Raw genomic sequence first — 14,379 nt, 5'->3', positions numbered from 1 at the left:
TCCGGCCCGGAGCCGACTCCGGTCCTAAGAGCTCTTAGGAGTACGAGAGCAAGCTGGAGGCGCCGGCAGCGACGATCATAGATCTCGCTCTGGATGTCCTTGCTGTCCAAGAAGTCGGAGACCCGTCAGCACTCGAAGATCTAGCGGGACGGCTCGAGGGGCGATGGCGCACGGCATTGGCCGAGCCGGACGCCCGCGGCATCCGTGTCGGATTCCTGTCCAAATCGGCGCTAACCAAGGTCGAAGAGCTCTCGGATTTCCCCGACGGGTTGTCGCCCGTACAGGTCGATGACGAGGGCGGAGCGATTGAGCAGATGGGCCGACCTGCGCTCAAAGCACGTATTCGCAAAGACGGCGCGACGATCGACATCGTCTCAGTCCACCTCAAGTCGAAGCTGTTGTCGTACCTTGGCGGTCGATTCTCACCTAAGGACGAGGGCGAACGTGCACGCTATTCCGTCTATGCTCTCCACCGACGAGCAGCAGAGGCATCCGCAGTCCGCGCCGGAGCGGTCGAACTACTCGGTGGTGACGGACGTGAGAACAGAGCTATCGTTGCCGGCGATCTCAATGACGAACCTCAGGCCGCCACGACGCAGATTCTGCTCGGCCCGGATGGCTCGGAGTTCGGCACTACCGGCTTCGATCGGGCCGACAAGGGTGATGCTGATCGAATGTGGAACCTGGAACAGCTGATCCCGGAGGAAGAGCGGTTTACACGTATCTATCGTGGACAGCGCGAACTCATCGATCACATCATGGTCAGCCATGCGCTGACTGGTGCGGTGGAGTCGGTGACCACCGGTGGGGCGGATATTTCATCAGTCACCGACTCTCCCGGTCGGCGCAATGTTGCTGAGGCGTCGGATCATCGTCCCGTCGCTGCGACTTTCAACCTCAACTGAGAATCATGACTGTCACGAACGTCGCAGCTTCGTCGTGTCGGACCGGTACCGAGCGTCGGCTGTCATGACGGATCTGTCCCGACAGACTTCGGAACGTCACGCACTCATTCACCAGTGTCTCGTGTTTCGGCGAGTCCACTTCCGCCATTCTTCGTAACTCAGATCTGGCCGCTCACCTTGCGGCAGTCTGATTGTCCGGAGCGGGTCGGAGTCCTCAAGGTGCTGCTCCGACCATGACAAATATTCGCCTAGCGCAATGAAGTTCTCGTCGTCAGGGTCTCTGTGCTCTACAGCCTGTCTCAGCTTGGCCACGGTGTCGGCGAGTTCGCGGTGACGGGCGACGTCGGATCTCAAGAGATCGAGCGTTTCGAACCACGAGCTGTATCGTTCCGCACGTAGTCGAAGAGTCTCCGCTCGCCGTCGTTCTTCGGCGATCTCGATGTCGCGCTGTCGCCGCCATTCTACGAGTTCGCGTTCCTTGACCGAGGCCTGTTCAATGCGTTCGATGGCTCGGACCAGCTTGTTCTCGATTTGTGTTGCAGCAGTGTCTTCGAGGGCGTAGGCGTTTGTGGAGCCTTCTCTGATCTCGAGTCTCATGCGTTCCGTGGGCTCGAAGTCGTACTTCGGTGCGTGCGACCAGCTATATCTCTCTTTGCGACTGATCTCTTCGTCGGTGAGCTTGTGTTCGACACGCTTCTGGCGCATTCGGAGGCGAATCGCGACCGGTTTGTCGCCGGCGTCGATCGTGAAGAGATCGGCACCGGGTGAGATTCTAGTACGACGGTCAGTCCAGGGGTCGCGATGGAACGTCGACGGATTCGCCTTCACTGTCCAATTGCGGCGGATCGCTTCTTGAGCAAGGGCGTGGAGAATGAGCAGAGCTCGTTGCCGCAGCTCCGTCGGTACGTCGAGACGCGCTTTGTGATCGATGATCTCGCGCACTGCTTTGTGTGGACGGCGCAGCTGAGTCGGGATGTCGATAGCGTCGGGCGATTTGTGGGGCGTGGTCGGTGTTGGCCCTGGCTTCGACGTGGCGGCAGTGGGATCTTTAGGTGACTTGCTGGGTGAAGTTCGAGGCTTGGGTAGTTGATTTCGACGGTCGTTGGAAGGGGCTCGATTCGGTTGTGGATATCGGCCGTGTTCAAGGTAATAGGTGCCTACTTCGGTGATCGTGGCGCTCCACTTTCCGTTTCTCTTACTGACCTTGATGAGTTTTCGATCTTTGAGTGCACTCGCGCTTTTCTTGAACGTTTCGTTCGGTGGATTGTCCAGGTCCGCGCCATCGCCCACCCAGCGAAGAACTTCGAGTTGCATATCGTTGACAGGTCGGTTCATAAGGGTAGTTTCTCACTGGAACCTCGCGACAGGTGTCGTGCCATACTATTGAGATGAGCCAGGAACTATTCGACGAGCTGAGCCACGAATTCTTGACGTCCTCCAGTACGATGGTTTTCACCCAGCTGGGATTGACGAAGTTTGCTGATTCCGCGAATATTCGACCTACCGCCAGCAATCCAGATCCACGCATTACTATCAGCCAAGACGCTCCCACTATGCCGGGTGCTCGAATAGATGCTCGATGGCGACTCAGCGATCTAAAGGGCGCAACTGACACGAACGGCTGGTTGCGCGAATGGCTCACTCATGCATGGATCACGCTCATCTTCGCTCGGTGGGAGAATTATTATCGGCCAGAGTTCGCGAGGCTTGAGGGAGTCGAACTCAATAAAATTTCATCAGATGTCATGGGTGATTTGCGGCACTTGAGGCACGATATTGCCCATCACAATGGGGTCGTTTCTAAAGATCATGGCGTCAAGTGCAAAGCGGTGACGCGGTTCAACGTGGGTGACAAAATTATTCTCAGTCCAGACGAAATACGTCTGCTCCGAGATAGTCTCGAAGTGGTCGTCGATCGGGACTAGCAGGTTCGCTCGCTAGCACATAGACGACTGCGGTCGGCGAGCTATACCGGGTGGTTCGGTTGCACATTCCTTATCGACTATTCGCCCCGGCTAGTCGGGGAAGGTTGCACATAATTGTTGATTAATGCTCCGGGATACTTGTGCGGCCAGGGCATCGCTACCGTTATTGAAGGTTGAATTGTGGAGTCGGCGTGGACTAGTTGAGGTCGAGGACGTTCCTTTTGGTCCAAGTTGTCCGTCAGCTGAGGCGGGAGTCGTCGACGATTCCAGGTGGAATTGTCTGTTGTCGGCATTGGTCACGAAGGACTCTTGTCATTCGGCTCGTGCTGGCGAATGCGAGTGAACCGTTGGTTTCTGAATAACTGTCGCTACCGTAGGACGTCGACGTAGGTGCTTCACCAACTGAGCGGAAGCGATGTTTGAACGACCGATAAGTCCCTGACCTGCAATTTTGTAAAGGAGGCATTCCAATTTCGGCAAGCTTGGTCATCGAAGCATGTCTCAGTACGTGCTGCGCCAGCTGGCCGAGGCCTGATCCTCAGCTTCGGCTGATCGTCAGGTTCATCTGACCCGGTTGTGACCGGGTGAGCCCTGGTCACGAAGGCCGGTGGGTGAGAACCCACCGGCCTTCGTCGTCCCCGGGCTCGACGACGACGCGGCCCGCTGCTGGGCTCGACGGCGCGGGCATCACGTACCGGCAGCGGTATGTCCTCCCGCTGCTGCGGCATCCGACACCGTTCGCGACATAACCTACCGCTGCACCGGGGTGGTGTGCCGCGAACGGTGCTGGACGCAGCGGCCGTGGCCCCGGCTGCAGGTGCGTCCGGTCCGGCGGGCTTGTCGACGGACGCGGAGCGGACGGCTTGCTCGCGCCAGCGTCCCTGCCCTGACGAGCCGGAGGGATAAGATGGGGCGAATGGAATCTGTCCGTCAACGTCGCCGTCAGAAGAGTGAGACCGAATGACATTTCTCGACAACCTCGGCTCACCGGCTCATCTGCGCGCACTCGACGCCGGCGAGTGCGAGGTCCTCGCCGAAGAGATCAGGGACCGCCTCATCACAACGGTCGCCGGCACGGGCGGACATCTCGGGCCCAACCTCGGCGTGGTCGAACTCACCATGGGCATCCACCGGGTCTTCGACTCCCCACGTGACACCATCATCTTCGACGTCGGCCACCAGACCTATGTGCACAAGATGCTCACCGGCCGACACGACCGCCTTGAGACGCTGCGTCAGCGGGGCGGGCTCTCGGGCTATCCGAGCCGGGCAGAGAGCGACCACGACGTCGTCGAGAACTCCCACGCTTCGGCCTCGCTGTCCTGGGCCGACGGCATTGCCAAGGCCCGCCAGCTGACTGGCGAGGACGATCGACACGTCGTCGCGGTCATCGGTGACGGCGCACTGACGGGAGGTATGGCGTGGGAGGCGCTCAACACCATCGCCGCCGACACCTCGAGCCCGCAGCGCCGACTCGTCATCATCGTCAACGACAACGGCCTCTCCTATGCCCCGACCGTCGGCGGCTTCGCCTCCCACCTCGACGAACTCGGCATCAAATACTTAGGCCCCGTCGACGGTCACGACCTGCCCTCGGTCGAGAAGGCCCTGCACCTGGCCAAAAAGTTCGACGGCGGACCCATCATCGTCCACATGATCACCCAGAAGGGCCATGGCTTCGACCCAGCCGTCAACGGCGATGCCGACCGGTTCCACTCCGTCGGCGTCATCGACCCGGTCACGGGGAAGCCAACCCCATCGAAGTCGATGTCATGGACTTCCGTGTTCGGCACCGAGGTGCGTGAACTCGCCGACGAGCGCGACGACATCGTCGCGGTCACCGCGGCCATGCTCATGCCGGTCGGCCTCGCGAAGTTCGCCGAGGATTTCCCCGCCCGTGTCTTCGACGTCGGCATCGCCGAAGCGCACGCGGTCGCCTCGGCGGCGGGCCTGTCCTACGGAGGACTGCACCCGATCGTGTGCATCTATTCGACGTTCCTCTCCCGCGCCTTCGACCAGATGCTCATGGACGTCGCCCTGCACCGGCAGGCCGTGACCTTCGTCCTCGACCGCGCCGGCATCACCGGACCCGACGGCGCCAGCCACCACGGCATCTGGGACATCGCCATGCTGCGCATCGTCCCGGGAATCCGGCTCGCGGCACCCCGCGACGCCGCCCGGCTGATCGAAGAGCTGCGCGAGGCCGTCGCCGTCACCGACGGGCCGACGGTGCTGCGGTTCCCCCGTGGCAGCGTCGGAGCCGACATCCCGGCACTGAGGCGGCTGAGCGACGGCGTGGATGTCCTTCGTGAAGTGCCGGCCGGGTCCGCGGCCGACGTGCTCATCGTCTCAGTCGGACCGTTCGCACAGCTGGCGGGCGACGTGGCTGACGAGCTCGAACAGCGCGGAATCTCGGCCACGATCGTCGATCCGCGGTGGGTGCTGCCGGTGCCCGAGTCCGTCATCGACCTCGCTGCGGACCACGGCCTGGTCGCCGTCATCGAAGACGGAGTGAAGATCGGCGGCATCGGTTCGCAGATCCGCTCGGACCTGGGCGAGGCCGATTCCCGGACCGGCGTCCTCGAACTCGGGGTGCCCGACGAGTTTCTGCCGCAGGGCACGAGGGAGGAGATCCTCGACCATGTCGGCCTCGACACGGACGCGATCGTCGCCGACATCGTCAGGGCCCTGCCCACCGAGGTGGCTGACCGGGCCGCGAATGGGACTCGCCGAGCCGTGTGAAAGTCCCACCGCCGAGGTGGGTCGGGGTCAGCCGCGGGGGAGACGTGCCAGCGTCTTCGTCAGCACCGGGGCACTGAGCTCGATCTGCCACGGACGGGCCCCCGCCTCGGCGAGGTAATCCGCGACAGCGACGTTCGTCTGCGCCGCCAGCGACTTCACGAGCGCCGGTTGGAGCAGGACGTCGTGGGGGATCGTCAGCGACGACGCCAGCTCGGCCATCGCCGCCTTCAGCGCGGCAATCCGATCCTTGAGGTCCGTGTGGCTGAACGGAGTGCTCTGCTGATGTCCGCGCTCCTGCCGACGAGGCAGCTCATCGACGGTGAGGCGAGACGCCTTGCGGTAGGCACGGAAGAGACGAGCCGCCTCGGCGCGGGAGAGCCTGCGCCACTGGGTCATGATGTCATCGCTTGACTTCACCCCGGACTGGGCGAGAGCGACGAGGTCGCGGTCCCGCAGAACCTTGCTGGGCGCCAGGTCGGCCTCGCAGGCCATGGCATCCCGGGCCAGCCAGAGTTCGCGGACGCGAGCAATGTCGCGGCGTGACTTGAGCTTGGAGAGACCGTGCGTGCGCCGCCACGGTTCGGCGAAATGCTTGGGTTGGAAATCGAGGAGATGGTCGAACTCCTGCTGCGCGAACTCCCACCGGTCGGCATCGAGCAGCTGCTGGTGGAGGATGTCGCGGATGGGCAGCAGCACCTCGACATCGAGGGCTGCGTAGTTCAGCCACGCCTTCGGCAGGGGACGGGCAGACCAGTCAGCGGCCGAATGCTCCTTGGCCAGTCGGACCCCCAGGGTGCGTTCGGCCACAGCCGCGAGTCCGAACTTCTCCCACCCCAGCAGGCGAGCGGCGAGTTCGGTGTCGAAGAGTGCCGCCGGAGCCATCCCGCGGTCCTGCAGGCACGGAAGATCCTGGGTGACGGAGTGGATGACCCATTCGTCGGAGCCGAGAGCGGGATTGAGGCCGCTGAGGTCGCCGAGCGTCTCGGAATCCAACAGGAAGGTGCCGGCGCCGTCTCGACGCAGCTGGACGAGGAACGCCCGCTGCCCGTAGCGGATTCCCGAGGCGCGTTCGGCGTCGATGGCGATCGGACCGGTCGCGGCCGCGAGACTGGCGACGGTCGAGGAGAAGTCCTCCGGGGTGTCGACGACGTCGGGGATGCCGTTCGCGGGTGTTTCCAAAAGCGGTAGTTCAGATGTCATCGACGACGCCCGGGCAGGGCTGTGACTCCTTCAGGAAGTGGTGGCAGTCCGGCGACTGTGCTGAGCAGATCGATCCAGGCTTCGAAGTGATTGCCGATCAGATCCGGCTCGTCAATCACAGGCGTCCACGAAGCCCGCAGCTCCAAGTCTATCGTGGCCGGACGTTCGGCCAGTGTCCCGAAGCTCTCGGACAGCACCCGGGTCGTCGTCCCGCCGGCAGCGAGGACCTCACAGTTGTTGGATTCGAGCGCGTCTTCGAGCCAGCTCCATGCCACATGGCCCAACAGGGTCTCATTGCCCAGTTCGTGTTCGAGCTCGGCGCGGATGTAGGAGACGATGCGGAACCGGCCCTCCCATTCCTCGGGAGCGCCCGGGTCGAAGAGGACGACGATGCGTCCGGTGGCGAGTTCGTCGATGGTCTCCCCACTCGCGCGCAGGAAGGTCTCATCCGCGCTGACCTCGGCACCGAGCGCATAGGAATAGGGCGCGAGGCGGGCCGGCGCAGGAATCTCCGAGATCGTCACATTGTTCGTGCTGCGTGCTTCACGCAGCACCGACGTCACGGCCGAGAACTCCGCCGGAATGCGATTGAGAGGTGAGGTGTTGACCACATTCGCCACGATAGATCAGCCGTCGTGGCGGGGGAATCATCCACGCCGAGGAGGGCCCGGAGAATTCCTGTTCCGCCACATATGTGGAGTGGAGCAGGACCGTTCGGGGAGAGCAGCAGGGCTGTCCGCGGAGTCGCGTAGGACCCTCCACCGAGTGGGGCAAGACTCAGCGTCTTGAAACCGGTGCCCGGTGGGCATCGACGAAAGAAGAATGGGAGGATGGAGCCATGACATCATCCCTGTTGGCCGCGCTGCGTTCGGAGCCGGTGCCCCATACTCCCGTCTGGTTCATGCGACAGGCAGGCCGTTCCCTGCCCGAGTACCGGAAGCTGCGCGAAGGCACCGCAATGCTCGACGCGTGCCGGAACCCCGAACTCGTCTCCGAGATCACCCTGCAGCCGGTGCGCCGACACGGTGTCGACGCGGCCATCTTCTTCTCCGACATCGTCGTTCCGCTGCAGGCGGCCGGTGTCGACGTCGAGATCGTGCCCGGCACCGGCCCGGTCATCGCGCACCCCGTGCGCAGCCGTGCCGACATCGACGGCCTGCCCGAACTCGATGCCGATGACATCCCGGACATCGCCGAATCGATCGCTCGGATCACTGCCGAACTCGGCGACACTCCGCTGATCGGCTTCGGCGGTGCCCCGTTCACCCTGGCCAGCTACCTCATCGAGGGCGGACCGAGTAAGAACCATGAGAAGACGAAGTCGCTCATGGCCTCCGATCCCGACGCGTTCTCGGCCCTGCTGGCCAAGCTCGCACGGATCTCCACGACCTTCATCGACGTGCAGCTGCGTGCCGGTGCCAAGGCCTTCCAGCTCTTCGACTCCTGGGCCGGCTACCTCTCCCGCCGCGATTACGACGACCATGTGCTGGCCCACTCCGCCGCGGTCTTCGACGGACTGTCCCACCACGAGGTGCCCAGCATCCACTTCGGCGTCCAGACCGGCGAACTGCTCAACTCCATGTCCCGGGCCGGTTCGACCACCGTCGGCGTCGACTTCCGCGTCGACCTCACCGACGCCGCCACTCGTGTCCAGCCCGGTCAGGCCCTGCAGGGCAATCTCGATCCGGCACTGCTGTTCGCCCCCTGGGAGGCGCTGGCCCCGCGCATCGAGGACATCGTCAGGGCGGGACTCGACCTCGACCGCGGTTTCGTCTTCAACCTCGGCCATGGCGTGCTTCCCGACACCGACCCCGAGGTTCCCGGCCGCATCGTCGAGCACGTGCACCGGGTCTCGGCCGAGATCCTCGGGTCCCGCTGACCCGATGAGCGACATCACCGTCGTCGGGGGAGGGGTCTCCGGCCTCGTCACCGCCTACCGCCTCAGCGCCGAGAACCGGGTCACCGTGCTCGACGCCGACACCAGGCTGGGCGGATGCCTCAAGGCCACCACCCTCTCCGGCGCCGTCGAGACAGGCATCGACACCGGGGCCGAGGCGAGCCTCAACCGCCGCCCGGAGACGAAGAACCTGGCCGCCGAGCTCGGCATGGCCACCGTCTTCCCCTCGACCGAGCACAGTTCCCAGGTGCTCAACCGGGGCGCACTCCACCCGATCCCGAAACGCCAGATCATGGGTGTCCCCGCCGACGCCAGCGAGGTCGAATCCCTCATCGGAGCCGAGGCGGCCCGTCGCTTGGCCGCCGAGGAGATCACACCCCCGATCGAGGGTGAGGACGTCTCACTCGGAGATTTCCTGGCGAAGCGCCTCGGCGATGCCATCGTCGATTCCCTCGTCGATCCGCTGCTCGGAGGCGTCTACGCCGGTCGCTGTCGTGACCTGTCGCTGGCCGAAACCGTCCCCGCACTTCTGCCCGCCGCCGTCGACGGCACCTCGGTGCTCGATCTCGTGTCCGGCCTGCTGGCCGCCAGGGACGCCCGCGCCGCCGAGTCGACCGGGACGGCCGAACCGGTATTCATGAGCTTCGAGGGTGGAATCAACCGGCTCATCCCCGCCCTGCACGAGGCGATCGAAGCACGCGGCGGGACGATCCGCCTCGGCGCCGGTGTCACCGGGATCGCACGACGTGGGCGGACCTGGCAGGTCACCGGGGAGGGATTCGACATCGCCTCCGAGGGGCTCGTCCTGGCCACGCCCGCGCATGTGAGTGCACGCCTGCTGACCGACATCGCACCGGCATCGTCCGCGGCACTCGGTGAGATCCCCTATGCGTCCACGGCGTTGGTTCCGGCGCTCATCGACCTCGACGGGACCGAGCTGAATGGTTCGGGCTTCCTCATCCCTGAGCCGGAAGGCACCTACATCAAGGCGTCGACGTTCGTGTCGAACAAATGGCCGTGGACCCGCGGCCACATCCCATCAGGCACCGCATTGGTGCGGATGAGCATCGGCCGCTTCGGTGATGGGCCTGAGGGGTGGCGCAGCGACACGGACGCCGAGATCATCGATCGGGCCTTCGCCGACTGGCGCACGATCACGGCACGACCGACCGCTCAGATCCTCGCCGTCGAGGTGGAGCGCTGGGACTCCGCACTGCCGCAGTACCTGCCCGGCCACGCCGCCCGCATCGCCGCCGTCGACGCGCAGATCGCCGGCATCGCCGGACTCGAACTGGCGGGATCGGCCTTCGACGGGGTCGGAATCCCCGCCTGCATCGCCCGCGCCGAGGCGGTTGCTGCACGTCTGAGCTCATCCACAGACCGATACGCCGACCGGCCCGTGGACCTCATCTCCGACCAAAACACCGACCGAGACATCGAATGAACAGATCACAGAAGGAGCACGAATGAGCGACTACACACAGCCCACGGACGCCCAGATCGAAGAAGCGAACTCGCAGACCCGGTACATCGCGTACTCCGTCTACGCCTCGGCCGGGGAGCTCGGCGACGCTGACCGCGCCGAACTCGCGAACGAACTTCTCGCAGCCCTCGAACCGCTCAAGGAGCAGGGGCTCATCGTCCGCGGCATCTACGACGTCTCGGCCCTGCGTGCTGATGCCGACGTCATGTTCTGGTACCACGCTCCGACCATCGAGCTCGTGCAGGCCGCGTACTCGGTGATCCGTCGGAGCCTGCTCGGCGGCATCCTCGAGCCTGTGTGGTCGGTCGTCGGCCTCCACCGTCCGGCCGAGTTCAACAAGAGCCATCTGCCGGCGCTGCTCGTCGATGACGTCCCCGGTGATTACATCTGCGTCTACCCGTTCGTGCGTTCCTACGACTGGTACGTCCTCGACCCGGCCGAGCGGTCGACGATGCTGCGTGACCACGGCATCGCCGCCGCGGCGTACAAGGACGTCAAGGCGAACACGATCGCGTCCTTCGCCCTCGGTGACTACGAATGGCTGCTCGCGTTCGAGGCCCCCGAGCTGCACCGCATCGTCGACCTCATGAGGGACCTGCGCAACACCCAGGCTCGCCTCCACGTGCGCGAGGAGATCCCCTTCTACACGGGGCCCCGCCGCGAACTCGTCGACATCATCACCGACTGGCGCTGAGCCGGCCGACGCCCGGCACTGGGCCACATTGTTCGGCAGCCGGCAGCTGAGCAGAGAGACAGAACCGCCGCCGCATCCTCGAGTGCGGCGGCGGTTGCGTGTGTCCGGGGCCGCGTGACCCGGCAATGGTCAGTCGGTGGTCGTCACTCGTTGGTCGTCAGTCGGTGGTCTTCTTCACGACATAGGAATGGCCGTCGGCGTCGGTGCGCATCTCCAGGCCCATGGCGTCGAGCTGCCGGTGGCGCAGGGACTCGTCCTCGAAGTAGCCGCCGGGTCGCGTGTTGTCGACTTGGGCGGGTCCGATGATCTTGCGGAAGAAGTTGTTGAGCCAGCCGACTCCGCGCTGTGCGTCCCGAGGTGCATGAGAAGGGTGGTCGGAACCGTCAGGAGGTGTCTGCGACGAGGGCGACATGGGAGGATCCTATCGACGAGGCGCGGAACGGGCCGGTGGACGAAGTCTGAATCTACAGACAGTGTACGCTAATCGTTAGTGCACTAACTAATTGCCGACGGTGCCTCGCGTCGATGCAGCTACGGCGCATCGGTGCGGCAACAGCCGATGGGCACAGGAGAAGGCACAGGAGAAGGAGGAACGATGCTCGGATCCGAGGGAACGACGGAACCACTGGAGAATCCTCTGGCGCTCGAAAGTCAGATCTGCTTTGCCCTGGCTGTCGCATCACGAGGGGTGATCGGCGCCTATCGGTCGGTGCTCGATCCGATCCATCTCACCCACCCTCAGTATCTGGTCATGCTCGCCCTCTGGCAGCACGAGACGCTGACGGTGCGTGAGATCGCGAACCTCCTGCGGCTCGAACCCGCCACCGTTTCGCCGCTGATCAAACGTCTCGAGGCTCTGGACTATGTGACGAAGACGCGAGCGGATCACGACGAGAGGATCATCGACGTCACGCTCACCTCCGCCGGAACCGAGCTGCGGAAGACCGCGGAAGAGATTCCGGGGACGATGATGAAGAGACTCGGCATGGACGTCGACGGAGTGCGAGAACTGCATGCCGTCATGCAGCGCATCATCGCCTCCGTCGACGCCGCCGAGGCTGAAGCGACCTGAGCCGAGCCGTGGCGGCTGCTCAGCCGGCGAGGCGCTCCATCGGGATGTGTTCGATCCCGTCCTCGAGGAAGCGCGGGCCATTCGGGGTGAACCCGAACGACCCGTAGAGCCCTTCGAGATGGGACTGCGCGTTGAGGGTGAGATCCTGGTCAGACCAGCGTGTGACGAGATCGGCCAGCAGCTTTCTGGCCCATCCCTGGCCGCGCGCATCGGGATGGGTGATGACCCGGCTGATGCTCCGGGCGCCCGGTCGTGCCGCCGGCCCGTCGGGGACGTCGGCGGGCAGGAGCCGCGCATAGGCCCACGGGCCGAGGTCGCGGCCGAATTCGGACCCATGAGTGTCGCGCATCGGCTGTGCCGGTCGCGGATAGAACACGTGTAGGGTCTCCGGCAGTGCGTCCACACCGTCGGGATCCAGGAACACGCATTCCTGCTCGACGACGAAGATCCTCGAGCGCAGCTGCATGATGCCGTAGAGCTCGACGGGTGTGAGCTCCGCGAAGGTGCGGATGATCGGTTCAACTGACTGAGCCACCTCGGCGGGTTGCATTGTCTCGGTCGTGGACCCCATTCCCTCAGCCCTGGGCATCGGCGGTGTTGAGCTTGAGCGAGATCGAGTTGATGCAGTAGCGCTGGTCGGTGGGGGTGTCATAGCCCTCACCTTCGAAGACGTGGCCCATATGGGAATCGCAGTTCGCGCAGCGGACCTCGATGCGTTCCATGCCCATGGAGGAATCGCGGATATAGCGCACCCGATCCTCGGCCAGGGGCGCGTAGAACGACGGCCAGCCGCAGTGCGAGGCGAACTTCGTCTCGGACGGGAACAGGTCGGCCCCACAGGCTCGGCACTGGTACATGCCGACGGCGGTCTCGTCGTTGTACTCACCGGTGAACGGGCGTTCGGTCGCGCCCTGACGCAGGACGGCGAACTCTTCGGGGGAGAGCACGTCCTGCCAGCGGATCTCCGGACCGGTCGACTCGGTCGCAGCGCTGTTCGATCCAGCGGATTCGGCGCCCGCCGACTGGGGTGCGGCGTTCGTGTTCTGTGTCATCGTGACCTCCGGTGTGCAGTGACGGTTCTCAGCGAACGGACGAATGTCTGTGCGTGGAACCCATTGTCCCACCGACTCCTGACTTGGGCATCCGTCGCTCTGAGTGGGACAACAGCGTTTGGCTCCTGCTCATTCCTTAGGCAACAATGAACCCAGGAGGTTTTCATGGTCCGCGAGACGCAATTCCCCACCCGTCTGCTGGTGGCCGCTGTCGGCATCGGCGCCGGAGTCGGCGCGCTGATCTCGGTGGCCTCCTCGGGGCTGGCCGCCTACTTCGCCCGTCGGATCGTCGTCCCGGAGAATGCTCCCGAGGAACTCGACATCCTCCACATCGACGGCTTTCCTCCGAATATGCGCATCCACCTGCCGGCGGATGAGGAGACGACGGTGCCCGGCACCTACGGTCTCTACTTCAACCAGGGCTCCGGTCATGCAGTGATCGGAGACATCGTCGAATACGACCCGCGCTCGCGCACGGTCTCCCGGGAGATCATCTCCGTCACCAAGGGAGACATCCGCCGAGCATGGCGGGGACGCTGGACCGGGGTCGTCTATCCTGATCCGCTGGCTGCCGGGGTGAATTTCGAGGACATCGAGATCGTCTCCGACGCCGGTCGACTGCCCGCATGGCTGCTGCCGACCGATCACCCGGAACCGCAGGAGACGTGGGCGATCCTCATCCACGGTCGGGCGAGCACCCGCGCCGAAGGACTGCGCGCCGCCGGCGTACTCAACACTCTGGGCGTCCCCGCGATCGCAATGTCCTACCGCAACGACGCCGAGGTGCGGGTGGAGACCACCTCCCGCTACGGGCTCGGCGACACCGAATGGATCGACGTCGACGCCGCTATCGACTACGCCGTGTCGCAGGGGGCGAAGAACGTCGTCCTCTTCGGTTGGTCGATGGGCGGAGCCATCGCCCTGCAGGCGGCCTCGCGCGGACGCAACCGCCGCTACGTCACCTCGCTGGTCCTCGACGGTCCCGTCGTCGACTGGGTGAACGTGCTCGACGGGCAGGCGCGGCGGAACCTGCTGCCGACACCGGTCGCGAAACTCACCCTCGAGATGATCACTCAGCCCTGGGCCCGGCCCATCACCGGACTCGAGACCCCGCTCGACCTCGACCGCATGGACTGGGTCACCCGGGCCGCCGAACTCGACGTGCCCGTCCTGCTCATCCACTCCGATGACGACGAGTTCGTCCCCTCTGGGCCCTCGCACGCACTGGCCTCCGTCCGCCGGGATCTCGTGACGATGCCGGCTTACAGCAAGGCCCACCACACGAAGGAGTGGAACATCGACCCAGTGCGCTGGGAAGACGATGTCGCGAACTTCCTCGAAGCGAAGATCCTGCCGAAGTCCTGAACTCGCTGACGCCGACGACCTGAAGCCGGTCAGAGGTTCGAGCG

At 64.4% G+C, this 14,379-nt stretch carries 14 protein-coding genes; 8 read left to right on the top strand and 6 right to left on the bottom strand.

The features are described 5' to 3' along the window. Window positions 1–53 precede the first annotated feature (53 nt). Window positions 54–905 carry an endonuclease/exonuclease/phosphatase family protein gene (locus GUY23_RS10930; RefSeq protein ID WP_166975984.1) on the top strand — a complete coding sequence of 284 codons (852 nt, stop codon included), beginning with the start codon at window positions 54–56 and terminating at the stop codon, window positions 903–905. A gap of 108 nt (window positions 906–1,013) precedes the next feature. On the opposite strand, the gene GUY23_RS10925 is transcribed toward GUY23_RS10930, so the two are convergent. Continuing rightward, a complete protein-coding gene (locus GUY23_RS10925) occupies window positions 1,014–2,240 on the bottom strand; it encodes a hypothetical protein (protein ID WP_166972264.1) in 1,227 nt (408 codons plus the stop codon). Window positions 2,241–2,293: 53 nt separating this feature from the next. Between GUY23_RS10925 and GUY23_RS10920 the strand changes: the two genes are divergently transcribed. Both GUY23_RS10920 and GUY23_RS10915 read left to right on the top strand, forming a co-directional pair. Then, complete coding sequence (locus GUY23_RS10920) at window positions 2,294–2,830, top strand: hypothetical protein (RefSeq protein ID WP_166972262.1); 537 nt, start codon at window positions 2,294–2,296, stop codon at window positions 2,828–2,830. A 960-nt stretch (window positions 2,831–3,790) separates the two neighbouring features. Then, entirely contained in the window at window positions 3,791–5,572 is a 1,782-nt protein-coding gene (locus GUY23_RS10915; protein ID WP_166972260.1) for a 1-deoxy-D-xylulose-5-phosphate synthase, read from the top strand. Between the two features lie 27 nt (window positions 5,573–5,599). On the opposite strand, the gene GUY23_RS10910 is transcribed toward GUY23_RS10915, so the two are convergent. Next, entirely contained in the window at window positions 5,600–6,751 is a 1,152-nt protein-coding gene (locus GUY23_RS10910) for a ribonuclease D (RefSeq protein WP_228282224.1), read from the bottom strand. A gap of 17 nt (window positions 6,752–6,768) precedes the next feature. Next, window positions 6,769–7,383: a DUF3000 domain-containing protein gene (locus GUY23_RS10905; RefSeq protein WP_166972256.1), complete on the bottom strand. Its 615-nt coding sequence runs from the start codon at window positions 7,381–7,383 to the stop codon at window positions 6,769–6,771. Window positions 7,384–7,610: 227 nt separating this feature from the next. On the opposite strand from GUY23_RS10905, the gene hemE reads away from it, so the two are divergent. Genes hemE through hemQ form a run of 3 tightly spaced genes read left to right on the top strand, consistent with a single transcriptional unit; the run spans window position 7,611 to window position 10,846 of the window. Beyond that, the gene (gene hemE / locus GUY23_RS10900; RefSeq protein ID WP_166972254.1) at window positions 7,611–8,651 is read left to right on the top strand and encodes a uroporphyrinogen decarboxylase; all 1,041 of its coding nucleotides are present in this window, start codon (window positions 7,611–7,613) and stop codon (window positions 8,649–8,651) included. A 4-nt stretch (window positions 8,652–8,655) separates the two neighbouring features. Next, window positions 8,656–10,113, top strand: a complete 1,458-nt coding sequence (gene hemG / locus GUY23_RS10895; protein ID WP_166972252.1) for a protoporphyrinogen oxidase — start codon at window positions 8,656–8,658, stop codon at window positions 10,111–10,113. 22 nt (window positions 10,114–10,135) lie between these two features. Continuing rightward, complete coding sequence (gene hemQ / locus GUY23_RS10890) at window positions 10,136–10,846, top strand: hydrogen peroxide-dependent heme synthase (RefSeq protein WP_166972250.1); 711 nt, start codon at window positions 10,136–10,138, stop codon at window positions 10,844–10,846. Window positions 10,847–11,003: 157 nt separating this feature from the next. Here hemQ and GUY23_RS10885 read toward each other — a convergent pair whose 3' ends face one another. After that, window positions 11,004–11,258, bottom strand: a complete 255-nt coding sequence (locus tag GUY23_RS10885; protein WP_166972248.1) for a hypothetical protein — start codon at window positions 11,256–11,258, stop codon at window positions 11,004–11,006. A 183-nt stretch (window positions 11,259–11,441) separates the two neighbouring features. On the opposite strand from GUY23_RS10885, the gene GUY23_RS10880 reads away from it, so the two are divergent. Then, the gene (locus tag GUY23_RS10880; protein ID WP_166972246.1) at window positions 11,442–11,918 is read left to right on the top strand and encodes a MarR family winged helix-turn-helix transcriptional regulator; all 477 of its coding nucleotides are present in this window, start codon (window positions 11,442–11,444) and stop codon (window positions 11,916–11,918) included. Between the two features lie 19 nt (window positions 11,919–11,937). Here GUY23_RS10880 and GUY23_RS10875 read toward each other — a convergent pair whose 3' ends face one another. Beyond that, window positions 11,938–12,453: a GNAT family N-acetyltransferase gene (locus GUY23_RS10875; RefSeq protein ID WP_228282223.1), complete on the bottom strand. Its 516-nt coding sequence runs from the start codon at window positions 12,451–12,453 to the stop codon at window positions 11,938–11,940. Window positions 12,454–12,493: 40 nt separating this feature from the next. After that, window positions 12,494–12,970, bottom strand: a complete 477-nt coding sequence (gene msrB / locus GUY23_RS10870) for a peptide-methionine (R)-S-oxide reductase MsrB (protein ID WP_166972244.1) — start codon at window positions 12,968–12,970, stop codon at window positions 12,494–12,496. 165 nt (window positions 12,971–13,135) lie between these two features. On the opposite strand from msrB, the gene GUY23_RS10865 reads away from it, so the two are divergent. Next, window positions 13,136–14,335 (top strand): alpha/beta hydrolase family protein, encoded by a 1,200-nt coding sequence (locus GUY23_RS10865; RefSeq protein WP_166972242.1) that lies wholly within the window; start codon window positions 13,136–13,138, stop codon window positions 14,333–14,335. The last annotated feature ends 44 nt before the right edge of the window (window positions 14,336–14,379 follow it).

Origin of the sequence: Brevibacterium atlanticum (genome assembly GCF_011617245.1) — a bacterium.
Classification (GTDB): domain Bacteria; phylum Actinomycetota; class Actinomycetes; order Actinomycetales; family Brevibacteriaceae; genus Brevibacterium; species Brevibacterium atlanticum.
This window is presented reverse-complemented; position numbering and strand designations above follow the sequence as displayed.